The organism is Schaalia naturae, assembly GCF_042665795.1.
Taxonomy (GTDB): Bacteria; Actinomycetota; Actinomycetes; order Actinomycetales; family Actinomycetaceae; genus Pauljensenia; species Pauljensenia naturae.
The window spans coordinates 1,708,353-1,732,869 of record NZ_JBHTEF010000001.1 but is presented as its reverse complement, the minus strand read 5'-3'; the positions used below and the strand labels follow the sequence as shown (position 1 = coordinate 1,732,869).

The 24,517-nt window shown below is 67.9% G+C and carries 18 protein-coding genes and 1 pseudogene; 13 read left to right on the top strand and 6 right to left on the bottom strand.

What is annotated here, in order from left to right; translation table 11 throughout:
• The first annotated feature begins 9 nt into the window (after positions 1-9).
• Positions 10-753 (top strand): aspartate/glutamate racemase family protein, encoded by a 744-nt coding sequence (locus ACFQWG_RS07665; RefSeq protein WP_380973935.1) that lies wholly within the window; start codon positions 10-12, stop codon positions 751-753.
• Positions 754-983: 230 nt separating this feature from the next.
• Positions 984-2,108 (top strand): GuaB3 family IMP dehydrogenase-related protein, encoded by a 1,125-nt coding sequence (locus tag ACFQWG_RS07660; RefSeq protein WP_291495719.1) that lies wholly within the window; start codon positions 984-986, stop codon positions 2,106-2,108.
• Between the two features lie 196 nt (positions 2,109-2,304).
• On the opposite strand, the gene deoC (ACFQWG_RS07655) is transcribed toward ACFQWG_RS07660, so the two are convergent.
• A complete protein-coding gene (gene deoC / locus ACFQWG_RS07655; protein ID WP_380976287.1) occupies positions 2,305-3,036 on the bottom strand; it encodes a deoxyribose-phosphate aldolase in 732 nt (243 codons plus the stop codon).
• A gap of 342 nt (positions 3,037-3,378) precedes the next feature.
• Between deoC (ACFQWG_RS07655) and ACFQWG_RS07650 the strand changes: the two genes are divergently transcribed.
• The 5 genes from ACFQWG_RS07650 (at position 3,379) to ACFQWG_RS07630 (ending at position 8,968) form a co-directional block, all read left to right on the top strand.
• Positions 3,379-4,266 carry a class II fructose-bisphosphate aldolase gene (locus ACFQWG_RS07650; RefSeq protein ID WP_380973932.1) on the top strand — a complete coding sequence of 296 codons (888 nt, stop codon included), beginning with the start codon at positions 3,379-3,381 and terminating at the stop codon, positions 4,264-4,266.
• Positions 4,263-5,039, top strand: coding sequence for an HAD-IA family hydrolase (locus tag ACFQWG_RS07645; RefSeq protein WP_380973929.1), 777 nt, complete (start codon positions 4,263-4,265; stop codon positions 5,037-5,039). Before ACFQWG_RS07650 ends, ACFQWG_RS07645 begins: the two co-directional genes overlap by 4 nt.
• A gap of 195 nt (positions 5,040-5,234) precedes the next feature.
• Positions 5,235-6,569, top strand: a complete 1,335-nt coding sequence (locus ACFQWG_RS07640) for a transaldolase family protein (RefSeq protein ID WP_380973926.1) — start codon at positions 5,235-5,237, stop codon at positions 6,567-6,569.
• 158 nt (positions 6,570-6,727) lie between these two features.
• The gene (deoC, locus tag ACFQWG_RS07635; protein WP_380973923.1) at positions 6,728-7,423 is read left to right on the top strand and encodes a deoxyribose-phosphate aldolase; all 696 of its coding nucleotides are present in this window, start codon (positions 6,728-6,730) and stop codon (positions 7,421-7,423) included.
• A 24-nt stretch (positions 7,424-7,447) separates the two neighbouring features.
• Positions 7,448-8,968 (top strand): xylulokinase, encoded by a 1,521-nt coding sequence (locus tag ACFQWG_RS07630; protein WP_380973920.1) that lies wholly within the window; start codon positions 7,448-7,450, stop codon positions 8,966-8,968.
• Between the two features lie 81 nt (positions 8,969-9,049).
• Here the strand turns inward: ACFQWG_RS07630 and ACFQWG_RS07625 are convergent, their stop codons facing one another.
• Both ACFQWG_RS07625 and ACFQWG_RS07620 read right to left on the bottom strand, forming a co-directional pair.
• Complete coding sequence (locus tag ACFQWG_RS07625) at positions 9,050-9,784, bottom strand: GntR family transcriptional regulator (protein ID WP_380973917.1); 735 nt, start codon at positions 9,782-9,784, stop codon at positions 9,050-9,052.
• 1,082 nt (positions 9,785-10,866) lie between these two features.
• Entirely contained in the window at positions 10,867-12,711 is a 1,845-nt protein-coding gene (locus tag ACFQWG_RS07620; RefSeq protein ID WP_380973915.1) for a glycoside hydrolase family 35 protein, read from the bottom strand.
• Between the two features lie 179 nt (positions 12,712-12,890).
• Here ACFQWG_RS07620 and ACFQWG_RS07615 point away from each other — a divergent pair, with 179 nt between their 5' ends.
• The 4 genes from ACFQWG_RS07615 to ACFQWG_RS07600 all read left to right on the top strand — a co-directional run bounded on the left by ACFQWG_RS07615 (position 12,891) and on the right by ACFQWG_RS07600 (position 17,399).
• A complete protein-coding gene (locus ACFQWG_RS07615; protein WP_380973912.1) occupies positions 12,891-13,820 on the top strand; it encodes a carbohydrate ABC transporter permease in 930 nt (309 codons plus the stop codon).
• 11 nt (positions 13,821-13,831) lie between these two features.
• Positions 13,832-14,767, top strand: coding sequence for a carbohydrate ABC transporter permease (locus ACFQWG_RS07610; RefSeq protein WP_380973909.1), 936 nt, complete (start codon positions 13,832-13,834; stop codon positions 14,765-14,767).
• Positions 14,768-14,847: 80 nt separating this feature from the next.
• Positions 14,848-16,254, top strand: coding sequence for an ABC transporter substrate-binding protein (locus ACFQWG_RS07605; protein ID WP_380973906.1), 1,407 nt, complete (start codon positions 14,848-14,850; stop codon positions 16,252-16,254).
• Between the two features lie 122 nt (positions 16,255-16,376).
• On the top strand, positions 16,377-17,399 hold the full coding sequence (locus ACFQWG_RS07600) for a LacI family DNA-binding transcriptional regulator (protein ID WP_380973903.1): 1,023 nt from the start codon (positions 16,377-16,379) through the stop codon (positions 17,397-17,399).
• A gap of 34 nt (positions 17,400-17,433) precedes the next feature.
• Here ACFQWG_RS07600 and ACFQWG_RS07595 read toward each other — a convergent pair whose 3' ends face one another.
• Complete coding sequence (locus ACFQWG_RS07595) at positions 17,434-19,110, bottom strand: fumarate hydratase (RefSeq protein ID WP_380973900.1); 1,677 nt, start codon at positions 19,108-19,110, stop codon at positions 17,434-17,436.
• A gap of 356 nt (positions 19,111-19,466) precedes the next feature.
• On the opposite strand from ACFQWG_RS07595, the pseudogene ACFQWG_RS07590 reads away from it, so the two are divergent.
• Positions 19,467-20,854, top strand: a pseudogene (locus ACFQWG_RS07590) (class II fumarate hydratase).
• A 141-nt stretch (positions 20,855-20,995) separates the two neighbouring features.
• Positions 20,996-22,381, top strand: a complete 1,386-nt coding sequence (locus ACFQWG_RS07585; RefSeq protein ID WP_380973897.1) for an MFS transporter — start codon at positions 20,996-20,998, stop codon at positions 22,379-22,381.
• On the opposite strand, the gene ACFQWG_RS07580 is transcribed toward ACFQWG_RS07585, so the two are convergent.
• Positions 22,359-23,537: a serine hydrolase domain-containing protein gene (locus tag ACFQWG_RS07580; RefSeq protein ID WP_380973895.1), complete on the bottom strand. Its 1,179-nt coding sequence runs from the start codon at positions 23,535-23,537 to the stop codon at positions 22,359-22,361. The genes ACFQWG_RS07585 and ACFQWG_RS07580 overlap by 23 nt on opposite strands.
• Positions 23,534-24,499 (bottom strand): alpha/beta hydrolase fold domain-containing protein, encoded by a 966-nt coding sequence (locus ACFQWG_RS07575; RefSeq protein WP_380973892.1) that lies wholly within the window; start codon positions 24,497-24,499, stop codon positions 23,534-23,536. The genes ACFQWG_RS07580 and ACFQWG_RS07575 overlap by 4 nt, the downstream gene beginning before the upstream one ends.
• Between the last annotated feature and the right edge of the window lie 18 nt (positions 24,500-24,517).

Sequence of the window (24,517 nt, the reverse complement as noted above, 5' to 3'; positions counted from 1 at the left end):
GAAGGACCCGTGGTCGGCATCCTCGGGGGGATGGGCCCGGCCGCCACCGCGGAGTTCCTCAAGGAGCTCACGGAGGCGACGCCCGCCGATCGGGATCAGGACCACCTGGTGTCGATCACCCTGAGCGACTGCTCGATCCCGGACCGGACCGACTCGATCCTCTCCGGCAGGGACACCGTCAGCGGGCCGCTCGAGGCGGACTGCCTGAGGTTGGCGCGGTGGGGGGCGGACCTGATCGCGATCCCCTGCAACACCGCGCACTACTTCCTGCCGAAGTTCCACGACGAGGTGCCCGTCCCGATCATCTCGATCGTCGAGTCGACACTGGACGCCCTCGATGACCTGCACGCCCCGACCTCGGGTCAACCCTTCGACTGCTGGCTGACCGGGACGCAGGGCACGTTGCGCACCGGCCTCTACCAGGAGGCGGCGGCGCGCCGAGGCGTGCGGGTCGGCGTTCCCGGCGAGGAGGAGATCGACGCCTTCATGCGAGCGATACGGCTGGTGAAAGCCGGTCGTGTGGAGGAGTCGGTGGCGGAATGGGAACCGGTGAGGCGGCGTCTGACCGACCGGGCGCCCGTGCCGATCCTGCTCGCCTGCACCGAGCTCCCGCTGGCCGCGGAGGAGTCCCAGCGCGTCCACGGCACGCCGCCGGTCCCCGAGATCTCCTCGATCCGGGCGCTGGCGTCGGCGGTGGTCGCGGCCTGCGGGAGGGCTCCGCGGATGGCGGCCTTCCTCGCCTCGCACAACTGAGCCGAGCGGTGCCCACGGGCGCCCCTCCCTCCGTGGATCTCCTAGAAGGTCGCGGGCCGCGTGGGGGAGGGGGCCGGCGGGCGTCAGGGAGGCATCGCCCTCGGTGCCGCCAGATTCCTCCGCGATCTCGGGCGCTGAGGGGGCGCGGCCGACGAAGACGTCCGCCCCGGCGGGACAACCGGGGCGCGACGGCAGGGACGCCCTCGTCGGCAGGCCGATAGGATCGTGACGTGAGCAACGAAGTGGAGATCGGCCGCGGCAAGCGGGGACGGCGCGCCTACTCGCTGGACGACATCGCGCTGGTGCCCAGCAGGCGCACACGCGACCCGGAGGACGTGCAAGTCGGGTGGCAGATCGACGCCTACCATGTGGACATCCCTGTGATGGCCGCGCCGATGGACTCGGTGATGAGCCCGGCCACCGCCATCCAGTTCGGCCGCTTGGGCGGCATCGGGGTCCTCGACCTGGACGGGCTGTGGACGCGCTACGAGGATCCCGAGCCGATCCTCGAGGAGATCGCCGGCCTGCCCGAGGAGGCCTCCATCGCCCGGCTCCAGCAGATCTACTCCGAGCCGATCAAACCCGAGCTCATCACCCAGCGGCTCCACGAGGTCCGCGACGCCGGCGTCGTCGTCGCCGGGAAGCTCTCCCCTCAGCGCACGCAGAAGTACTGGCGCACGGTGGTCGATGCGGGCGTCGACCTGTTCGTCATCCGCGGCACCACCGTCTCGGCCGAGCACGTGTCCTCGCGATCCGAGCCGCTTAATCTCAAACGCTTCATCTATGAGCTCGACGTCCCCGTCATCGTCGGCGGCGTGTGCACGGACACGGCCGCCCTCCATCTCATGCGCACGGGCGCGGCGGGCGTGCTGGTGGGATTCGGCGGGGGCGCGGCCCACTCCACCCGCCAGTCCCTAGGCGTCCACGCCCCCATGGCCACCGCCATCGCGGATGTGGCGGCGGCGCGGCGCGACTACATGGACGAGTCGGGCGGGCGCTATGTCCATGTCATCGCCGACGGAGGGATCGGGCGTTCGGGCGATCTTCCGCGCGCGATCGCCTGCGGGGCGGACGCGGTGATGCTGGGCGCGGCCCTCGCGCGCGCGACCGAGGCGCCGGGGCGGGGCTGGCACTGGGGGTCGGAGGCGACGCACCCGGAGGTCCCCCGCGGGCACCGCGCGCATGTGGGCACGGTCGGGACGATGGAGCAGATCCTCTATGGCCCTTCCGCGCGTGCTGACGGGTCCCTGAACTTCATCGGCGCGCTCAAGCGGACCATGGCGTCCACCGGGTACAGCGAGGTCAAGGACCTCCAGCGCGTCGAGGTCGTTGTCAGCCCGTACCAGCCCTCCTGAAGCGCGCGGCGGCGCGGGGGAACCGGACGGGGTCGGCTGCCTGCATTCCGGAGCAATCGTTCGCAACCGGTTCTGACCGCCACGATGCTGACCGTGGACGGCCGCCGATCGCGATTCCTCATCTCGTTGAGAAGACGACGGGCGCCTCGAGTCCTGGCAGGTGTCTGATCAGGGCGTATGGGCGCCTACTGTGAGGTTAGGTGAGAAGCGGCGCGACTTCGCTGGACAGCTCGTCGCAGATCCAGGGTGCATTATGGGTTCCGATGCGTTGGACGCCGAGCAGCAGGCATCCGAGTGCGACCATTGGAGTCCAGAAGTTCCCGGTGCCGGCGACCTTGACCTTGACGCCTTCCGGTGCGGTGTCGCACATGAGCTTGACCTGGCGGAGCTGGGGTCCGCCGTGGCGTCCTGTCGAGGACTTCACCCAGTCTGCTCCGGCCTCGCTGGCGAGCTCCACGGCGGCGGCGATCTGGGCGTCCGTGAGCAACTGGACCTCAAGGATCGCCTTGCATTCGGCGCCAGCGTCGTGGGCGACCTTGGCGACCTCGGCGATGTCCTTCTTGTAAAAGTCGTAGTCCCCGCTCTTCAGCTTGCCATGGTTAGCCACCATATCAATGACCCATGGCCGGCCGTTGAGCGTCCGGACTCCCTCCTTGGCCTCGGCGACCTTGGCCGCGGTGGAGACCGCGCCGAAGGGAAAGGCGAGGACCCACCCCGTCTCGATACCGGTGCCCTCAAGCCGATCGGCCGCGTAGGACGCCCAGAACGTGTTCGTGTGGAATCCTTTGAAATGATAACGCCGGGCTGTCTCGATTCCGTGATCGACGTCCTCTTGGCTGGCATCCGGATTGAGGACTGAGAAGTCCATGAGTTGTGCCAGCCCCTCTCGGGAAAGATCAAGATCGCTGAGATGAATCGACTTCGGCATGGTGATCACTCTCCTGCTCTCGTCTTCTCGCCCCTCGGTGGCGCGTTGTGGGCACGTCCGTCCCGTATGGTCAGGCCCCGGTCTCTCCTGTCGGTGTGATGAGGCTCTGCGTCCGCTTCGGTGCGTGCGCAGCGATCGTCTGATCGACATTCCCATCATCGGGTTGACTATACTTGTATGGACTGATCTTATGGTAGGTGGAAGCCCCGTGGCGGTCAAGGCGGTTCCGGAACAGCACCGGGCTCTCGACGCAGCGGATGATGAAGGTAGCCGGCGCCTCGGGAATCGGGGGAAGGCGGAAACGGAAGGAGTCGCGACAAGATGAGGACATCGACTGTGTCTATGATGCGGCACGCCCAAGAACACGGTTACGCCGTGCCCGCCCTCAATGTGGTCGACGATCTGAGCCTGCGCGCGGTGGTGGCTGCGGCCCGCCGCCTCGCCTCGCCGGTCATCGTCCAGGCGTCGGTGAAGACGGCGCGCGCGATCGGGGTGGACCTGCTCACGCGCATGTTCGAAACCGCGAGCGCCGCGGCCGGAGTTCCCATCGCCTTACACCTCGACCACTGCCCCGACGAGGGGCTGATCCGCGAGGTCGTGGAGGCGGGATGGTCCTCCGTCCTCTTCGACGCATCCTCGCTGGACTACGACGAGGCGGTAACGCGGACGCGGCGCGTCGTCGACTATGCGCACGCGCACGGGGTCGATGTGGAGTCCGAGATCGAGAACATCGTCGGCGTCGAAGACGGTGTGGGCTCGGACTCGCTCGTCCACTCCTACTCGCCGGAGCGTCTCGTCGAGGCCGCGGAGAAGACCGGGGCGGATCTTCTCGCGCCCCAACTCGGCACCCAGCACGGCCAGTACACGCGTCGCCCGCGCCTTCTCCCCGAGCGTGTGCACGACATTCGCCGTCTGACCGACCGCCCCATCGTGCTGCATGGTGGGACGGGCCTTACCGGCGACCAGTTCCGTGCGTTCATTGAGGCGGGGATCTCGAAGATCAACGTCTCGACGGCGCTCAAGCGCTCTTATATGGGGTCCGCGCTGGAGAGTCTGCGCGAGGCGGAGGCGGGAGACGTGTGGGATCCACCGGTGTTGTTCCGGGCGATCGAGACGTCTGTGGAACAGACGGTCGGTGAGCACATCGCCATGTTCGGCGCGGGGGGATGGGCCGTGGACTCGGCTTCGGCGTGTTCGGCGGGCGGTCGGATGCAGGGTCGCCGGCGATGAGCTCTCAGCGGGCGCTCATCCTCGACTGTGACGGGGTCTTGGCCGATACCGAGCGTGATGGCCATCTCGTGGCTTTCAACCGGATGTTCCAGCGCGTGCGGGCACCCCTGCACTGGAGCGACGACGAGTACGCCTCGCTGGTGAAGATCGGCGGGGGAAAAGAGAGACTGGCCCGTGCTCTGCCGTTGCGGCGCGCGCGCGAACTGGGCGTCGCCCGGACGGAGGAGGAACTGGCCTCCACGATCGCCCGGTGGCATCGAGTGAAGACGGAGATTTACCGCGATCTCGTCGTCTCCGGCGCGCTGTCACCGCGCCCGGGGGTGCGCCGCCTGGTCGGGAAGTGCGTAGAGGCCGGATGGGCGGTGGCTGTCGCCTCGACGTCGGCTCCGGAGTCCGTGCGCTCGGTCGTCGAGCAGGTACTGGGAGGGGGGACGGCGAGCCGGGTGCGTATCGTCGCCGGAGACGAAGTGCCTCGCAAGAAGCCTGCGCCGGATGCCTATCGCATGGCGCTGGAGGCATTGGGGGCGTCCGCCGGGTGTGCGGTCGCGATCGAGGATTCGGGCATTGGGTGCCGGGCGGCGGTGGGCGCGGGGATCTCGACGCTGATCACGGTCTCCGCCTATACGGGACGCGACGATTTCACGGGGGCTGCCGCCGTGCTCTCCGACTTGGGGGAGCCGGGCTGCCCGGCCCGGGTCTTGGCAGACGCGCAGGGACTGGCGACCCGAGGGGTCGTCGATGTGTCGGTGCTCGAGGCGGTGATGGGAGGGTAGGCGTGAAGGTGCGGCTGGAGGGGCATTTCATCCGTCCCGCCCGTTCCGCCCCGCTCCCTTCCGACGACCGGCTCGCCCGGGCGTCTTGCCGCTTGGCGTTCCTCTTGTCTCTTGTGAGCTAGACCGGTATAGTCCACTTGGGGCGCAACGGGTGCGCTTCTTCCCTTCTTCTCTGTCCTGCCAAGGAGGCAGTCGATGAAATCGACGACGACATCGCGGGCCGCGCCGCTCCCCCTCGTGCTCGAGGATCTTGGTCTTCCGATTGAGCGGAGTCATGAGGATGATGCCCGGCGCGTCCTCGACACCGCGATCGACCGCGAGACATTCGCCTTCCTCTCCTCCCGGGCCCATGGGCTCGACGTCACGGGAGAACTGCGTGCGGTGGTCCGCTACTTCAAAACCGCGTCGGGGCACACGCCTGAGGGATTCCGCAGGGAACTGCACCTGGGCGCGGATGGCGTCCTGCGCGTCGATCTGCAGCGCGACATCGGCTATGGGGCCGATGGCCGTCTGCGTCCCACCAATGTGCTTTACTCGGCGGACTCCGCCGATCCTGGTGAGGTCGCCCCGATCGCCCCCTTCATCTCAAACCTGACCTGCAACCCGGGCATCATCTACGACCTGTTCATCAACAATCCGAGCGCCAACATCGGAGGAAAGTACAAGAACCGTGACGAGGTGATGGCTGAACTCGGGAGGGTCCTCGGGCCCGGCTGTGATATCTCGGTCGAGCTGAACAATCCATTCGAGGAGGACTTCTCGAAGCTGCTCGACGAGGCTGCGAAGTTCCGGGAGATCCTCTCGCCCTGGCGCGTTGTCATCAAGGTGCCCCATACGGGGCCTGTCAACGGGGCTAATGCCCGTCGGCTGTTAGAGGGCGACCGGCGTCTCGGGGTGCGTTACACGCGTGGAGCCACCACCGACCTCCTACGCGGGCACAATCTCGCTCTTCGGCTGCGAGAAGCCGGGTATCGGGTCAACTTCACCCTGATGTTCGAGCCCTACCAGACCCAGATGGCGCTTCAGGCCAAACCTTATTTCATCAACTCTTTCGTCCGGCATCGCAAGATGCAGACGCACCGCCTTGCGGGCTTCGTCGCCGGGTATGAGGCCTCTGGCGATGAGGAGTTCCTGAGGATGCTGCGCAGCTACATGGTCGAGACCGACTATCTGGGTGGTGAGGACGACGGGGTCACCCCCCTGGAGGCGTTGCTCATGGCGCGCGACGTCCTGCGCACGCGGGACGCGGATGGCTCCGAGGGTCCTGGGGATGGGCTGGACGCTGTGCGGCACAACCTGCGAGCGCTACGCAATGCGAACCTGCCGGAGACACGGCTGATCGTCTGCTCGATGGAGGGGGAGCGAAACTACCCTGACATCGACCGTCTGCTCGCCGATCCCGAGTTCGCAGATATGAGCCGCCGGATCGTGGTGACGGCTGAGCCTCGCTACCTGGCGCGTTTCACCTCGACGAACCAGGTCGTCACCTACCAGCGGCGCTTTCTCAACGCAGCGAACGGAGAGTCCTGAGGGAGCGAGAAGAGCAGCACTCTTCCCGGAAGGGCAACAAGGCCAGACTTTAGATATAGTCTGGTCTAGTCAAGATAAGACATGTTGTCGTGCGAGTGACTTCCGCACCAGCGCGGACGACATGGGACACCAGGCAACGGAGCCAGGAGGAACACACGATGGCAATGACGGCAGAGGAGTACGCCAAGCACTTCGATATGGCGCTCCATTTGCAGAGTTCGAAAGAGGAAGACATTCGCCGGCATGCCCGTCAGGCGCGTCAGGCGGGCGTGGACGGGTGCTACACGAATTCATTCTGGACGTCCGTGGTGGCCGAGGAGCTCCGAGGCTCCGACGTCCACATCGGCACCGCGATCTCGTTCCCTTACGGCTGTACCTCGACGGCGATGAAGTTCGCGGAGATCGACGAGGGCCTCGACGTCGGCGCGACGGCCGTGGACATGGTCGTCAACGTCGGCAAGGTCTGTGACGGCGATTGGGCGTTCGTGCGCCGAGAGGTCGAGGGGCTGCGCGAGAAGACGGCCGCGCGCCATGCTCTGTGCAAATTGATCTTCGAGGTCTGTTATCTCACTGACGAGGAGATCGCCTCGCTGACCAGACTGTGCTGTGAGGCCGGGGTCGACTATGTGAAGACCGCGACCGGCTCGCAGGGTTTCCCAACGGAGCATCAGATCAAGGTCATGCGCTCTAATCTCACGAATCCGCAGACCCGGATCAAGGTCTCGGGCGTCCCGCGGACCTTCACGATGCCAGCAAGCCTGTGGATGATCGACAAGCTCGGCGTCTCCTTGATCGGAACCCGCATGGCTGCGGACCTGGTCGACCAGTATCGCGACTACCTCGTCGGCAAGTGACTGCCGCGAAAGGGTGTGAAGCACATGGCGGAATACCTGGTCGGCATCGACGCCGGCACGACAGGCTGCAAGACGATCGTCTTCGATCTCGAGGGCACAGTCCTCGGACAAGACTACCGTGAGTACCCCTGCGTCTATCCCGGGCCCGGATTGGTCGAGCAGCGTGATGAGGACATCATCCCTCCGCTCGTGGACTCCTGCCGGGCGGCGGTGACGGCCTCGGGAGTCGAGGCAGAGGACATCAAGGCGGTCGCCTTCTCCACCCAGGCGCCGTTGCTGGCAATGGTGGACGACGAAGGTCGATTGGTCCGGCCCTTCGTCGGATGGCAAGATCTGCGCGGCGCCCCTTACATCCTGAAACTGCGCGAGAGCTACGGAGCTCAGCGATACTACGAGGAGACGGGCGATCTGCCCGGAACGAACTCTGCTGCGCCGAAGTGGGCGTGGCTGCGCGACCACGAGCCGGAGAACTGGAAGCGGACGCGGTGGTTCCTCTCGGAGCAGGAGTTCCTGCTCCATGAGTGGGGCGCCCCCGAGTACTGGACTGACCTCTCCACCGCCTCACGCGAGGGCATGCTCGATGTCGATGCCCGGCAGTGGTCCGAGGGCGTCCATGACCTCATCGGAATCCCGTTGTCGAAGCGGGCGACCGTGGTGTCGGAGCCGGGCAAGGTCGCCGGAGAGATCGGGCCGGACCTCGCGAAGCGCACGGGCCTGTCCCCCCGCACGCTGCTCTGCCTCGGCGCGCACGATCAGAACTGCTCAAGCCTCGGGGGCGGTGCGGTCCATGGCGGGGACTGCGTGATGGTCATGGGGACTTTCGGCTCGTGCTACGTGGTCATGGACCGGCCAATGCGTGATCCGCGCCGCACGCTGGTCGTCAAACCGAACCACGGCATGGGCAACTGGACCATCGAGGCGTTCTCCAACACCTCGGCGTCCTCTTTCCGCTGGTACCGGGACACGTTCTGCGATCTCGAGTGCGCGGCGGGCCGAGTCAGCGGCGTCGATCCCTACGACCTCATCACCCGCCAGGCGTCCCACTCCTCGATTGGAGCAAACGGCGTGACCTTCCTTCCCTTCCTGGGCGGCGCGTCAGGCGCGCGGCAGAATCCGTCGGCGCGCGGCAACCTCAACGGCATGACGTTGGGGACGACGAAGGCGGATGTGGCCCGGGCCGTGCTGGAAGGCGTCAGTTTCGAGATGCGCGACATTCTCCATGCTCAGGCTGCGGCCGGGATCGACGCGTCCGTCATCCGTCTGGTGGGGGGCGCGGCGAAGTCACCGATGTGGTCGCAGATGCTCGCCAACGTCTTCCAGGTGCCCATCGAGATCCTGAGAACCAGCGAGGCCGGGTGCCTGGGCGCGGCGATGTACGCAGGCGTGGGGATCGGGCTGTACGGATCGTGCGAGGAGGCGGCGGCCCGGGCAGTCAAAGTGGTTCATCGCTATGAGCCGGATCCGGAGACAGAAACCTCCTATGACGAAGCCTTTCATCGCTTCGTCGATCTTTACGGAGCGCTGGACGGCCGGGTGTTCGCATAGAGCGCATCGTGCCGTCGCTCGTCGCGAACGAGTCTGGCGGGGTGAGAGTCGAGCCATCGGTTCCCATCCCGCCAGACCTTTTCAGGACTGGTACTCGAAGTGCAGCTTCATACGGTCGCCGCGGAAGCAGATCTTCGAGTACTCGAAGACGGTCCCCTTCTGGTCAGTGATGATGTCCTCAAGCATGAGGATCGGGTCGCGTTCGGCGACCTCAAGCAGCTCCGCTTCCTCAGAGGTGGCCGCGACGGCCTCCAACTGTTCCGAGGTGCGCGCGGCGCGTAGTCCGTACTGCTTGTCGAGGATCACGCACAGCTGCTCGCCGACCACGTCGTCACGATCGAGACCAGGGGCCAGTCGCACCGGGACAAAGCTCCGATGGAGGCTGACCGGCACGCCGTTGACGAGGCGGCGTCTGAGGATCTCGTAGACGGGGACGCTCCGGTCCACGCCGAGGCGCCGGCGTACCGACTCCGTCGGGATCATGGTGCGCAGGCCGACCAGTTCTGTGACGGTGGCGAACCCCTGTTCCTCCAGTTGTTCACGTATGCCCTGGTAGGCGGGAGAACGAGTCGCGATCTTCTCCTCGGTGACGAACGTCCCTTTGCCGGGGACGCGGTAAAGGACGCCGTCGTCGACGAGACTGTTGAGGACTCCGCGCACTGTCATCCGCGAGACCCCGAACATCTCGTTGAGCGCCGTCTCGGAGGGAATCCGATCCCCGGGACGCCACTCGCCATCGCCGATCTTCTGACGGATCACCTGTTCGATCTGGACGTAAAGCGGGATCGAGGAGTTGCGGTCGAGCGGTTTAGCCATGACTAGTCCTCTCGGGGGAAGCCTTTCCCTCGCATCGTTTTGGGGGAGTTCCGGCGCCTTGTGCCGGGCCTCCCCCAATCTATCCCGTTCGACCGATCATCCGCGGCCTGCCTCTGCCGCCCGGGGGTATGACCGCTCGCACACCGGCCGCGCTCCCGTCGCCGGGACCGTCGAAGGCTCAGCTCCCGGGCCCTCGTGAGACCGGGGAACTCGTCTCCAGCATGAGGATGCGTTCAACGCCGACATCGCCCTCGACTCCTGGCGATTCGGCAGCCGTCTCCGGTGCTCGCACGAATGCGAGGGACTGTGTGGACTCGCCATCGCACCTGCGGTGTCGTGGTGCTTGCGCTGCCTGTCAGCTCCGTCGTCTCAATCTGCCAGGGGAGGTCCCGGCTTCCCGAGAGACATGCCCTCGGTCTTGGGGTCCCACGTGGTGGACCCGTACGAGTCCGCGGGTTGCTGGATGTGATCGACGCCCTCAAGCGGACCGTGAGGTCTGCGTTGGAAACCTCGAGGTTGAGGACATCCAGAACGGGGCCAGCGCTGCCGACGAGAAACTATGTCGAAGATTACGTCATGGATGTGTCGGGTGAATGTCGAGCGGTGAGCCGGCGTGACCTGGATGCCTATAGGCGTTCGCGCGCTTGTTCCATGGCGCGTGGCATGGACGAACTCGCGACGCCGGTCTTCCCGGAGGGGTCGGGCGGAAACCGTGCGCGACGCGGTGCGCGCGCTGGCGGGTGCCGCATTCCGGGACGCGAGGTGCCGGCCACCTGGTGCGAGGTGCATCGCGTCTCGGTGTGGGCGCGGGGTGCGGACGCACGCCGGCAACGGGGTCCTGCTGTGTCGGCACTGCCACCGCGAACTTGACCGGCTCGGGTGAGGAAGCGAGAGAGGGCAGCGGGTCCTTCCGATACGAGCGCGTCTTCGGGACCGCGGCGAGATTGCCGATGACGGCGGAACCGTGGTGGCTCGCCGGCTGGACCCGGGCGGCTGACATCGGCTCTCCCCTCGGGAGGTCGCTCAGGAGGGGCCTTTCGCGCTCTGAGGATGGTGCTCGCGGAATACCCGGATGCGCGCGGTCACCAGTCGACGGGCCCCAGATCCGGCGACTCCAGGAACGACCAGGTCATCGCCGGCACCGGGTCGGTCTCCAGGACCAGGAGCTCGTTGTCCCCCGCCCGCAGGTAGGGCGCCGGAACATACATCGTGCGGCTCGGTCCGCGCCGGTTGTAGCGTCCGAGCAGATGCCCGTTCATCCACACCAGCCCGTGGCCCCATCTACGGGTGTCCAGGAACAGATCCTCCGCGCGGGCGAGACGCACGGTGGCTCCCAGGAACGATGCGCGGCCGACATCCGGCGGCCCGGCCTGTCCGGCGCGCGGGAGCGGAGTCCCGTCTGGCAGAGCCTCCCGCTCCAGCGCCTCCCTCACGGGGGACAGATCTGAGAGGTCCAGGGCCAGCACCTCCCAGCCGGTCACCTCACGGCCTCCGACGAGGACCGGGCCGACGAGCCCCTTGTGCTCCCCGATACGCGGCCCGTAGTCGACGCGTCCCATGTCCTCCACCAGGATCTCGAGGACGCGGGTGCCCGCGGGCAGGGCCACGGACGTGTCGTGGTCCATGCGTTCGAGGACGCCCAGCCGCCGCCCCTGCGACTCGACGATCGCGCGGTCGCGGACCTCGCTCACGGTCAGCAGGGCAGGGGCGCCCTCGGCGATGGGGGCGGGCAGGGTCGCGCGGCAGGCGAGGAATCCCCGGTACTGGCCGAGGGCGTCCATCGTGGGGAGGACGCGGGAGCTGCGCCACGAGCCGAGCCGTCCGAGGACCTCCGAGAGGGAGATGACGGCGGAGAAGGCCCCGGAGGGCGTGGGCGCCGGCGGGCGCGGGCAGGGGACCTCGTCGGGGAGGTCTGTGAAACGGCCCAGCACTTCGCGGAACGCCCAGTACTTCTCGGTGGGGTGGCCGGACTCGTCGAGGGGAGCGTCGTAGTCGTAGCTCGTCGTGATGGGACGGTAGAGTCCCTTGTCGTTCGCCCCGTTCGTCAGCCCCAGGTTGGTGCCGCCATGGAACATGTAGAGCGTGACGGAGGCGCCCAGGCCCAGCAGCTCGGCGAGGCTCCGAGCGGAGTCCACGGCCGGTGTGGTGTGGTGATGGTCGCCCCACTGGTCGAACCAGCCGTCCCAGAACTCCGAGCACATCAGCGGGCCCGTGGGCTGGGCGCGGCGCACGGCGGCCATGCGCTCCGTGGCCCGGGAGCCGAAGGAGCCCGTCGTCAGCAGATCGGGGAGCGTCCCATCCTCGAGCATGCGCCCGCTCGGCTGGTCGACGGTGGTGAGGGGGACGGTGACGCCCGCCGCCCGGGTGAGCTCGGCGAGGGCGCGCAGGTAGCCATGGTCGCGGCCGTAGGCCCCGTATTCGTTCTCGATCTGGACGAGGATCACCGGCCCCCCGCGGTCGACCTGGCGGGGGACGATGATGTCGTAGACGCGGCGGAGGTAGTCGCCGGCAGGCTCGATGAACCGTGGATCCAGGGACCGCACAGGCGTCGCCGTGCCGGCTGAGGCGACGTCGGGGTCTGTGGGATCCGCATCCGAGAAGAGCCAGGCGGGCAGCCCGCCGCCGTCGAACTCGGCGCAGATGTAGGGGCCGGGCCGAACAATCGCCTGCATCCCCTCCTCGGCGACGGCGTCGAGGAAACCGCCCAGGTCGAGGCGTCCCTCGGCGACCCACGTCCCAGGCGCCGGTTGATGCAGGTTCCACGGCACGTAGGTCTCGATGGCGTTGAGGCCCATCAGGCGGGCCTTGTGGATGCGATCGGCCCAGTAGGCCCGCGGGACGCGGAAGTAGTGCAGGGTCCCTGCCAGGATGCGATGCGGACGTCCGTCCAGGACGAAGTCGTCGCCGATGATCTGGAAGGTGGTCACGGTGAATCGCTCCTCGGGTCGTCCCAGGTGGGGGCGGAGTGTCGGTCGGATGGCAGGGACGCGGGGCCGCGGGCGGGCCCGCATCGTGATGAAACGGTGATCATCGGCGCCCCGGTCGGGGTGTTATGGTTACGTAACCGGACGATACATCATGGTCCATCAACGAGGAGGTCTCTGGAGTGTCGGCACCTTCCATCGCGGCGGGGAACGCAGGGCGGACCGCACCCGCCGTCCCGATGAACAGACGCAGGCGCGACTGGCGCGGCTGGATGTTCGTCGGCCCGTTCGTCGTCGTCTTCGTCTTGGTGCTCATCGTGCCGTTGATCTACTCGCTGGTCGAGAGCATGTTCCAGTACCAGGCGTTCTTCGGCACGAACAAGTTCATCGGCGCGGACAACTACGTCAAGCTCTTCCACGACGAGCTGTTCTGGGCGGGCCTGGGGCGCGTCGCCCTGATCCTGGTCGTCCAGGTCCCGATCATGCTCGGCATCGCGATGCTCGTGGCCCTGGCGATCGACTCGGGCCGCCTCCACGGCAGCGACTTCTTCCGCATCTCCGTGTACCTGCCCTACCTCATCCCGACGGTGGTCGCGGCCCTGATGTGGGGCTTCCTCTATGGGACGAACTACGGACTCGTCAGCCAGATCAACGACGCCTTCGGCTGGCATCTGAATCCCTTCTCCCCGGACTGGATCCTGGTGTCGATCGGCAACGTCATCACGTGGACCTACATCGGGTACAACATGCTGATCTTCTACTCCTCCCTGCGCACGATCGACACGAGCGTCTACGAGGCCGCCGTGCTTGACGGCGCCAATGAGTGGCAGATCGTCAAGTCGATCAAGATCCCCCACATGTCCGGCTCGATCGCGATCACCGTGATCTTCTCGATCATCGGCACCTTCCAACTGTTCAACGAGCCCAGCATCATGCAGCGCATGGCGCCGTCGGTCATCACGAACTCCTTCACTCCCAACCTCTACGCGTACAACCTCTCTTTCAGCTCGGGCCAGCAGGGGTACGCGGCGGCGCTCGCCATCGTCATGGGCGTGATCACGGTCGTGATCGCCTACACGGTCCAGCTGCGCGGCATGCGCGTGGACGACTGAGAGGACCTGACATGACTGTTGCCGCTGAGCCGCGTCGACACGCGCGCCGGAGCCCCGGCCGGGAGGCCGGCGCCCCGCGGAAGCGCAGAGGCTGGAATCCCGCCCAGCCGCCCAAGAGCTGGCTGTACACCCTGGTCCTGGGCATCACGGTCGTCTACGCGTTCTTCCCGCTGGCGTGGCTGCTCATCAACACGACGAAGACGCAGAAGGACTTCATCTCGACATTCGGATTCGCCCCGGGCTCGTCGTTCGCCTTCTGGGACAACCTGGTCCAGGTCTTCACCTACTCGAACGGCGCCTTCGCCCGCTGGCTGCTCAACACCGTCCTCTACGTCGTCGTCGGCGGGGGCGGAGCCGTGTTCCTCGCGGTCCTGGGCGGCTACGGACTGGCGATGTACCGGTTCCCGGGGAGGAAGGCCGTCTTCCTCGTCGTCATGGGGGCCATGGCCGTCCCCTCCGCCGTGCTTGCCGTGCCCCAGTTCCTCATGTTCGCGAAGATCGGGCTGACCAACAACCCGTTCTCGGTGATCATCCCGTCTCTGGTCGCTCCCTTCGCCTTCTACCTCATGTACACGTTCTCCCAAGAGTCCGTGCCCAAGGAACTGCTGGAGGCCGCGCGGATGGACGGATCCGGGGAGTTCCGGACGTTCTTCCGGATCAGCCTGCCCCTGCTCGCCCCCGGCATCGTCACCGTCTCCCTGTTCACGGCGACGACGACGTGGAACAACTACTTCATCCCGTTGATCATGCTCAAGGACTCGTCGTGGTACCCGCTGACGATCGGGCTCAACCAGTGGAACCAGCAGGCCTACATCCCGGGCGCCGAACCCGTGCAGAACCTGGTGGTCATGGGGTCCCTCATCACGATCGTCCCGCTGATCGCGACGTTCCTGTTCCTCCAGAGGTACTGGCAGGCAGGGCTCTCCGCGGGCAGCGTCAAGGCCTGAGCGGACCGGCGCGCAGGGGGACTCCCCGCACAACAGCTTTCCGACCCGTTCCCAACACCCAACAAGAGATAGAGGAAGAAATGCGATCAATCGGCAAACGCGCGCTGTCGGGCGTCGTCGCCCTGAGCGCCGTCGTGGCGCTGGCCGCCTGCTCCAACGGAGGCGGCGCGGCATCGGGCGAGTCCGCCGGCTCAGCCGGCGAGGCGACCTCGCCCGCCTACGACGAGAACACCGACTACGACATCACCGTGTGGGCATGGGAGCCCACCATCCAGCAGGACTCCGACGTCGTCAAGGCGTTCGAGGAGAAGTACCCGAACATCCACGTCACCGTGACGAACGTCGGGGGCGCCGCGGACACCTACACGGCGCTGTCCAACGCGCTGCAGGCCGGTTCCGGCCTGCCGGACGCCGCCCAGATCGAGTACTACGCACTGCCGCAGTACGCCACCGGGTCCTCCCTGGCCGACCTCACCGAGTTCGGCGCGGGCGACCTGGAGGGCCAGTACACGCCGGGCACCTGGAACTCCATCAACCAGACGACGGCGAAGGGCGTCTCCGGCATCTTCGGCCTGCCCGTCGACTCCGGCCCCATGGCGCTGTTCTACAACCAGGCGACCTTCGAGAAGGCCGGCATCAGCGAGCCTCCGACCACGTGGGACGCGTTCTACGAGGACGCCAAGAAGATCCACGCCCTCGGTGACAACTACTACATCACGAGCGATTCCGGGAACGACGCGGGCTTCCTCACCTCCATCATGTGGCAGCTCTCGCCCAGCGCCTTCCAGGTCGACGGGCAGAACATCACGGTGGACTTCACGGATCCCAACTTCCAGAAGTTCGTCGACATCTGGCAGAAGCTCATCGACGAGGATCTGATCTCCACGAGCATCGTGGGGTGGTCCGACGAGTGGTTCAAGGGCCTGGGCGACGGCACGCTGGCCTCGCTGCCGACTGGAGCCTGGATGCCCGCCAACCTGCTGGCCAACTCCTCGGAGGCCAGCGGCGACTTCCGGGTCGCCCCGATGCCGAGCATCGACGGCTCCGCGGTCAACGCGGAGAACGGCGGCAGCTCGCTCGCCATCATGGACGCCTCCGGGAACAAGGCCGCGGCCTACAAGTTCCTGGAATTCGTGAGCAACGGCGACGGGGCCACGCTGCGCGTGAAGGGCGGGAACTTCCCGTCGTTGCAGTCCACCCTGGATGACACGGACTTCCAGGAGTCCACGGGCGACTTCGCCAATCAGGAGCTCCTCGACTACTTCGGCGGCCAGACGTACAACTCTGTCCTCGCCGAGGGCGCCTCGGCCGTCAACACGGGGTGGACCTACCTGCCCTACGAGGTGGCCGCGAACTCGAAGTTCGGCGACACCGTGGGCCAGGCCTACAACGGGTCCGGCACGAAGCTGACGGACGCCCTCGCCCAGTGGGCGCAGGCGATCGAGGACTACGGCAACGAGCAGGGCTACTCTGTGACGGTGAAGTGAGGTGAACTCCCCGGATCGGGGAAGCAGGTGAGGGGTGCCCGCCGGGAACGTGTTCCCGGCGGGCACCCCTCCCGGTCACAGACGACCGTCAGGCGCGGGTCATCACAGGAGGAGAGACGGACGTGACGGTGAGAGGACGCCGCAGACGCCCCTCGATGGCGGATGTCGCGAAGTTGGCGGGCGTGTCCCCGCAGACGGTGTCCCGGGTGTCCAACGGGGAGCCCTACGTCGTGGAGGAGAAGCGGCGGCGCGTGCTCCAGGCCATGCGCGAACTCGGCTACCGCCCGAACTCGGCGGCGCGCGCGATGAAACGGGGGGCGTTCAGGACCATCGGCGTCGTGTTCCACAGCCTCCATCCCGTGGGCACCCACCGCACCCTCGAGGCGATCTCCGAGGCCGCGGCCGTCGAGGGATATGCCACGACGCTGCTTCCCCTGGAGGCGTCCACCCGCCGGGCCACCGACGGGGCGTTCACCCGGCTGGGGGAGATGGCCGTCGACGCCGTCATCGCCATCATCTCCTCGCACTTCACCGGCGACACGGCGTTGCAGCTCCCGACCGGGGTCCCCACCGTCGTCCTGGGGCCGCCCCTGGTCCCCGGAGCGGCGTCGGTGGACTTCGACAACGCCGTCGGGGCGGAGGCGGCGGTCACGCACCTGCTGGGCCTTGGGCACCGCACCGTCCACCACATCGCGGGACCGGCGGAGTCCTTCTCCGCCCGCACCCGGCGGGACGTGTGGAAAAGCGTGCTCGAACGCGAGAACCGCCCGGTCCCGGAGACCGCGAGCGGCGACTGGTCCCCGGACTCGGGGTACCGGGCGATGCGCGAACTCCTCGCGCGGGGCGAGCGCCCCAGCGCGCTGTTCGTCGCGAACGACCAGATGGCGCTCGGCGCCTTCCGGGCCATGCTCGAGGCCGGGCTGCGGATCCCCGAGGACGTGTCCGTCGTGGGCTTCGATGACATCGACGAGGCGGTCGCCTTCCCGACCCCGCTCACCACGGTCTCCCAGGACTGGGACGAACTGGGGTGCGACGCCCTGCGGGTCGCCGTGGACATGGTCGAGGGCAGGGAGCCGTCGACCGTGTCGATCCCGACCCGCCTCGTCGTGAGGGACTCGGCCGGACCCGCGCCCGCGCGCCCCTGAGGCGCGGCGAGAGCAGGGCCCGGCCGGGGCAGCGTCACAGACCGGGGCGCTTCCCCAGGGTGAGCGTGACCTCGCCCGTGTGGGCGAAGAAGTCGTTGCCCTTGTCGTCGACGACGATGAAGGCCGGGAAGTCGCGGACCGAGATCTGCCACACGGCCTCCATGCCCAGCTCCGGGTACTCCAGCAGCGTGACGTCCGTGATGCAGTTCGCGGCGAGCTCGGCGGCGGGCCCGCCAATGGAGCCCAGGTAGAAGCCGCCGTGGCGCTGACAGGCCTCGGTGACGGCCTTCGAACGGTTGCCCTTGGCGACCATCACCATCGACCCGCCCAGTGCCTGGAACTCGTCGACGTAGGAGTCCATGCGGCCCGCCGTCGTCGGTCCGAAGGAACCGGAGGGCATTCCCTCCGGCGTCTTGGCCGGTCCGGCATAGTACACGGGGTGATCCCGGAGGTACTGCGGCATCTCTGCGCCGGAGGCGATGAGCTCGCGGATCCGCGCGTGCGCGATGTCGCGGGCGACCACCATCGTGCCGTTGAGGGACAACCGCGTGCCCACCGGGTGCTTCGACAGATCCCCGAGGACCTCCTCCATCGGGCGGTCGAGATCGATCTCGACGGCCTCGTCACCCTCGCCGTGGCCGATCTGGGCGTCGGTGGTGTCGGGCAGGAAGCGGCCCGGATCTCTGTCGAGCTGCTCGAGGAAGACGCCCTCGGGCGTGATCTTCGCCTTCGCCTGGCGGTCCGCCGAGCAGGACACCGCGATGGCGACGGGCAGCGACGCCCCGTGGCGCGGCAGACGCACGACCCGGACGTCGTGGCAGAAGTACTTGCCGCCGAACTGGGCGCCGATGCCCATCTGCCGGGTGAGGCCGAGGACTTGCTCCTCCATGTCGAGGTCGCGGAATCCGTGTGCCGTCGGGTCGCCGTGGGTGGGCAGTTCGTCCAGGTAGTGGGCAGAGGCGTACTTCGCGGTCTTGAGGGTGTACTCGGCAGAGGTCCCGCCGATGACGATGGCCAGGTGATACGGCGGGCAGGCCGCGGTTCCCAGTGAGCGGATCTTCTCCTCGAGGAACCGCATCATGTGGGTGGGGTCCAGGATAGCCTTCGTCATCTGGTAGAGGTAGGACTTGTTCGCGGAACCGCCGCCCTTGGCCATGAAGAGGAAATGGTACTCGGTCTCGTGCCCCGGCGCGGTGTCCGCGTACAGCTCGATCTGGGCGGGCAGGTTGCAACCGGTGTTGACCTCCTCGTACATGCTCAGCGGCGCGTTCTGCGAGTAACGGAGGTTGAGCTGCGTGTACGCGTCGAACACGCCCCGGGCCAGGGGTCTCTCGTCGGTGCCGGGGGTGAGCACGCGCTGACCGCGCTCGCCCTTGATGATGGCGGTTCCCGTGTCTTGGCACATCGGCAGGACGCCCGCGGCGGCCACGTTCGCGTTCCTCAGCAGGTCCAGGGCGACGAAACGGTCGTTGGGGGAGGCCTCCGGGTCGTCGACGATACGGCGGACCTGCTCAAGATGGGAGGTGCGCAGGTAGAAGGCGATGTCGTGGTAGGCGGTGCGCGACAGCAGTTCGAGCGCCTCGGGGGAGACCTTGAGGTAAGCGGCCCCGTCCGGGCCCTCCACCGTCTCCACCCCCTCGGCGGTGAGCAGACGGTACTGCGTGGGGTCCTCGCCCAGCGGCAGCATGTCCTCGTAGAAGAACTCGGTCACGGTCACTCCTTTTGCCTTGTGCGCGTCTTGCCTGATGCGCGGCCTCGCCTCGTGCGCAGGTCCTGCCGCGCGCGTGCGCGACGGGCCCACGCTAGGGGAGGGGGCCGGACGGCCCCGGGGACGGCGGTCCCGGGTGGGGACGCGTTGACGAGGGCGGCCCTGCTGTCGTCGCAGATCAGACTGTATTTTGAGATCTGCCGGTGGCTTGCCGGCCAGGCTCCGGGCCTCGGCGGAAGCGACGGTTCGCCGAGCAGGGGGCGCCCTCGTGAACGCAAATGCGCGAAGGTCCCATGACGCAAATCGATTGGGGGCGGACAATGGAACCCGGGCACGTCCGCACACGAAGGAGAGTCGACATGACGGAGTACCGCATCGAGCACGACACCATGGGAGAGGTCCGCGTCCCGGCCGACGCGCTCTACCGGGCCCAGACCCAGCGAGCGGTCGAGAACTTCCCGATCTCGGGGCAGACGCTCAGCCCCCATCACATCGCGGCGCTGGGCCAGATCAAACGCGCGGCGGCGCTGGCGAACCGGGAGCTCGGCGTCATCGACCAGGCGACGTCCGACGCGATCGTCGCCGCAGCCGACGAGGTCATCGCCGGGCGGCACGACGACCAGTTCCCCATCGACGTCTTCCAGACGGGGTCGGGCACGTCCTCGAACATGAACGCGAACGAGGTCATCGCGACCCTCGCCTCGCGTGCCTCGGGGCTGGCCATCCACCCGAACGACCACGTCAACGCCTCGCAGTCGTCCAACGACGTCTTCCCGTCCTCGATCCACATCGCGGCCTACCAGGCGGTCGACGAGGTCCTGCTGCCCGGGTTGCGCACGCTGCGGACCTCGCTGGCCGCCAAGGCGCAGGAGTTCGCCGACGTCGTGAAGTCCGGGCGCACCCACCTCATGGACGCGACCCCGATCACGCTCGGCCAGGAGTTCAGCGGGTACGCCGCCCAGATCACCCAGGGCATCGCGCGCGTCGAGGCCACACTGCCCCGGCTGGCGGAACTCCCGCTGGGGGGACGGCCGTCGGCACGGGCATCAACACACCCGAGGGCTTCTCCGCTCGCGTCATCGAGCTGATCGCCCAGAACACGGGCCTGCCGTTGCACGAGGCTGACAACCACTTCGAGGCCCAGGCCGCCCAGGACTCGCTCGTCGAGCTGTCCGGAGCTGTGCGCACCGTCGCCGTGTCGCTCGTCAAGATCGCCAACGACCTGCGGTGGATGTCCTCGGGGCCGCGCACCGGCATCGGCGAGATCCACCTGCCCGACCTCCAGCCGGGATCCTCGATCATGCCGGGCAAGGTCAACCCGGTGCTGCCAGAGGCCACGGTCCAGGTCGCCGCGCAGGTGATCGGCAATGACGCGGCCATCGCCTTCGCGGGCGCCCAGGGCAACTTCGACCTGCTGGTCATGCTGCCCGTGATGGCGGCGAACCTGCTGCAGTCGCTGACGATCGTCGGCCACGTCACGCGCGTGCTGGCGGAGCGCTGCGTCGACGGGATCATCGCCAACGAGGAGGCCTGCCTGCGGCACGCCGAGTCTTCCCCCTCGATCGTCACGCCGCTCAACCGCCTGATCGGCTACGAGTCGGCCGCGAAGATCGCGAAGCACTCCGTGAAGACCGGGGTGACGGTGCGACAGGCCGCGCTGGACCTCGGCTTCGTCGACCGCGGTGAGCTCACCCTGGAACAGCTCGACGCGGCGCTGGACGTTCGGTCGATGACCGGGAGGCACTGAGGGCCGCGGGGCGCCCGGGGCGCGCAAGCCCCGGGCGGGCGGACCGATGGACAGCGGGCGCCCGGGCTCTAGACTGGTGGAAATAGGCCGGGGAGTCGATTTCTCCCGGCGCCTCCGCACCCGCACCGATCACGAGGACCGATGGCCGCCCCTCTCATCACCCCCTCCCCGGCCGTCCGGCGCGCGCGGGGAGCGGTGTTCGCCCTGTTCTTCACCAACGGCGCGCTGTTCGCCAACATCATCCCGCGGTATCCGGAGATCAAGGACACCTTCGCGCTGTCGGACTTCTGGTACGGGGCGACGATCGCGCTGTTCCCCCTGGGCGCGATCTGCTCGGGGCCGTTCGCGGCGCGGCTGATCCGGCGGATCACGTCGGCCCGGACGGCGACCATGGGAACGGTGGGCATCGGCGTCTCGCTGACGATGGTGGGCGCCATCACCGTATGGCGCGCGTCGATGGGCGGGGCCGCGGCAACGGCGGGCGGGGGCTCGCCGTGGTCGCAGGGTATGGCGGCAGTCGTCGCCTATGTCCTGTTCGGAGTCGTCTACTTCGCGGGCGGGGCCTTCGACTCCCTGACCGATGTCGGCCAGAACGCCCACGGCCTGCGCGTCCAGCGCTCCTATGGGCGCTCGATCATCAGCTCCTTCCACGGCGGGTGGTCGCTGGGCGCCGTCACCGGCGGGCTGATGGGCGTCGCGGCCACCCAGGCCGGGCTGCCGCTGGGCTGGCACCTGATGGCCGCCGCGATCCTGTTCATCGTGGTGGGGGCCGTCGCCTACCGGTTCACCCTGCCAGGATCGGACGACGGCCGCCCGGAGGGCGGCGTGGACGCCGCGGCCGCGCACGCTGACGCCGTGGGCGCGGCGGAGGTCCGTTCGGGCGGCGCCGCGGGACCGGCGGAGACCGGGGTGGGCACGCTGCGCCTCAGTCCCACGCTGGTCGTGGCGCTGCTGACGGTCATGGCACTGGCGGGCGGCTTGATCGAGGACGCGGCGTCCACGTGGTCGACCCTCTACATGCGCGATGAGCTGGGCGTCGTCGGCGGCATGGCGGGCCTGGCCTACGTCACGCTGCTCGCGTCCCAGACGGCGGGGCGGCTGAGCGCCGACCGGGTGGTCGACGCCCTGGGGCCGCGCAACACCCTGTTCATCGGCGGCGCGCTGATCACCGTCTCCACCGGCGTCGCCGTGCTCTGGCCCTCGGTGGCGTCCACCCTGGTCGGCATGGTGCTGGCGGGCGTCGGCTGCGCCTCGATCGTGCCGCTGGCCATGAACGCGGCCGACGACATCCCCGGCCTTCCGGCCGGGTCGGGGCTGACGGTCGTCACCTGGCTGATGCGCCTGTCGTTCCTCCTGTCGCCGCCGCTGGTCGGCCTGGTCGTCCAGGCCACATCGCTGCGCGCTGCGATGGCCGTGATCCCGATCGCGGGCCTCCTCACGCTGGCCACCGCCTGGGTGCTGGCGCCCCGGGCCCGGGCGCGGTCGGGCGGGCGGACGCCCGACCTCAGGCCCGCAGCGCGCCTCTGACGGCGGCGGACAGGCGCAGCGCCCGAGGATCGGCGCCTCCGGGCACGCTCATCCGCCGCTGGACGTAGCCGAAGGCAAGTTCATACTCGGGATCCGCGTACCCGAGCGAGCCGCCGGCCCCGTCATGACCGATCGCGCGGAACGAGCCGAAGGGCATACCGGGATGCGGTTTCTGGAAGACCGTTCCGAAGCAGCCGGGTACGCCGAGTACACGGTCCACACCCCAGCATTGCTGGGTGCCGAACTCCTCGACGGTCGCGGCGGAGAGGAACGGGCGCCCGCCGTCCACGTCCTGCACCCCGGTCACCGCCGCGGCGTAGACGCGGGCGAGCCCCCAGGCGCTCCCGACGCCGCCGATCGAGGCGATGCCGGCGGCGCGCAGATGCGCCAGGTTGGGCTCGATCTCTCCCTCCGGATCCATGGGACCTCCCCCGAAGAAGGCGATCGAGGCGAGGTCGTCGCTCGGGTCGCGACCTGGGTTCGCGCTTTCGGGCGGGGAAACGCCTTCCTCAGAGTCGGGCGGAGGCGGATCCTGTGCCAGGGGCGGGAGCACAGGACGGTAGCGAGCCTCGGCGGGTTCGTCGGTCCCGATGAAGAAATCGACACCGTAGCGCCCACGCACGTCGCGGGCGTAGTACTCCTGGAGCTCCTCATGGGCGACACGTCGGAACAGCTCCTCCATCAGCGGGCCGATGGACGTGCCGTGGTATCCGAAGCAGGACCCGGGCCGCCATAGCGGGCGCATCGCGGCAAGAGCGGCCGCGACCTCCCGCGAGTCGTATCGGGTTCGGATCCGCATTCCCGGCACGCCGACCAGGCCGGCCTGGTGGGAGAGAAGCTGCCTCACGGTGATCCGGTCCTTGCCGCGCGCCGCGAACTCGGGCCAGTATCGGGACACGGGAGCGTTGAGTTCGAGGAGCCCCGCTTCCACAAGACGGGCCAGGGTGAGCGCGGAGACGCCCTTGGTGGAGGAGAAAACGCCGGTGAGCGTGTCCTCATCCATGTGGGGACCTCCCCACAGGTGGATTGCCTCTCGACCTCCCACGTAGGCGCTGAGCTGGGCGGAGTAATCAGGATCCTCAGCCAGCATCGCGGCGAACATCTCGCGGACGGGTTCGAAGACCAGGTCGGCCCATCCCAGGGCGTCCGCGCTCATCGGAAGGACTCCATGGCGAAGGCGTCGACGATGTCGAGGACCTCGGGCTGCCAGAACGGGGGACCGGCGTGATCCGCGCCCCTGAGCTGGTAGAACGTGACGTCCTGACCGGCGGCCGCGAGTTTTTCGCAGAACTGGGCGGATTGCGCGAAGGGAACGATCCGGTCCTTCGAGCCGTGGATCACCAGCAGCGGTTGGAGCCGACGGTCGGCGGCGTCGGGCACATGCGAGGCGACGACCGTGGGCCCGACCAGCTCCGGATGGTCCAGCACGTCGTGACCCCCGATCAGCATTCCCTCGGGGCTGCCGGGAGAGCGATGGTCCTGGATGGAGGGTTCCTCGTTCATCCGTGAGATATCGGTGGGCCCGTAGTAGTCGATGAAGCACCGGAGGCCCAGGCCTCCGTCGAGGCCGGGGCCGACCGGTTCGTCGGAGTAGTCCTGGGAGTCCTGCGTCGCGTACGTCATCAGGGTGGTGTGCCCGCCCGAGGAGTCCCCCCACAGACCGATCTTGCCGGGATCCACGTGCAACTCGGCGGCATGGGCGCGCACATACCGGATCGCGGTCTTGACGTCGGCGACCTGCGCGGGGAAAGGCGCGAGATCGCTCGGACGGTACTCGACGATGGCAATGACGTATCCGCGCCGCGCGAAATCAGCCAGGGCGGGCAGGTTCTGGCCCAGCGCTTGCTCGCGCCAGGCTGAGCCCTGGACATAGAGCAAGCACGGATAGGCGCCGCCTGCGCCCGTCTCGTCCCCATCCGGCGGCGTCGCGTCAACGCCTGGTGGCAGGATCACCTGGAGGCGGAGGCGGCGTCCGGACTTCTCCGCGTAGACCACGTCGAGGAGCGCGGTGGCGTGGATCGGGGTGAGATTCGCCTCGAGGACGGCCATACCGGCGGTTCGGGCTGACGACTCCGGGAACTCCTCCGGCGGGACGATGCGAGGTTCGATGAAGGTCATTGATGTCCTTTCTGACGG

Bases quoted from the DNA above. Each gene is read 5' to 3' on its own strand.
- deoC (WP_380973923.1), top strand. From the start codon at position 6,728: ATGGCAATGACGGCAGAGGAGTACGCCAAGCACTTCGATATGGCGCTC.
- ACFQWG_RS07605 (WP_380973906.1), top strand. From the start codon at position 14,848: ATGCGATCAATCGGCAAACGCGCGCTGTCGGGCGTCGTCGCCCTGAGC.
- ACFQWG_RS07585 (WP_380973897.1), top strand. From the start codon at position 20,996: ATGGCCGCCCCTCTCATCACCCCCTCCCCGGCCGTCCGGCGCGCGCGG.
- ACFQWG_RS07610 (WP_380973909.1), top strand. From the start codon at position 13,832: ATGACTGTTGCCGCTGAGCCGCGTCGACACGCGCGCCGGAGCCCCGGC.
- ACFQWG_RS07650 (WP_380973932.1), top strand. From the start codon at position 3,379: ATGATGCGGCACGCCCAAGAACACGGTTACGCCGTGCCCGCCCTCAAT.
- deoC (WP_380976287.1), bottom strand. From the start codon at position 3,036: ATGCCGAAGTCGATTCATCTCAGCGATCTTGATCTTTCCCGAGAGGGG.
- ACFQWG_RS07630 (WP_380973920.1), top strand. From the start codon at position 7,448: ATGGCGGAATACCTGGTCGGCATCGACGCCGGCACGACAGGCTGCAAG.
- ACFQWG_RS07625 (WP_380973917.1), bottom strand. From the start codon at position 9,784: ATGGCTAAACCGCTCGACCGCAACTCCTCGATCCCGCTTTACGTCCAG.
- ACFQWG_RS07640 (WP_380973926.1), top strand. From the start codon at position 5,235: ATGAAATCGACGACGACATCGCGGGCCGCGCCGCTCCCCCTCGTGCTC.
- ACFQWG_RS07575 (WP_380973892.1), bottom strand. From the start codon at position 24,499: ATGACCTTCATCGAACCTCGCATCGTCCCGCCGGAGGAGTTCCCGGAG.
- ACFQWG_RS07580 (WP_380973895.1), bottom strand. From the start codon at position 23,537: ATGAGCGCGGACGCCCTGGGATGGGCCGACCTGGTCTTCGAACCCGTC.
- ACFQWG_RS07645 (WP_380973929.1), top strand. From the start codon at position 4,263: ATGAGCTCTCAGCGGGCGCTCATCCTCGACTGTGACGGGGTCTTGGCC.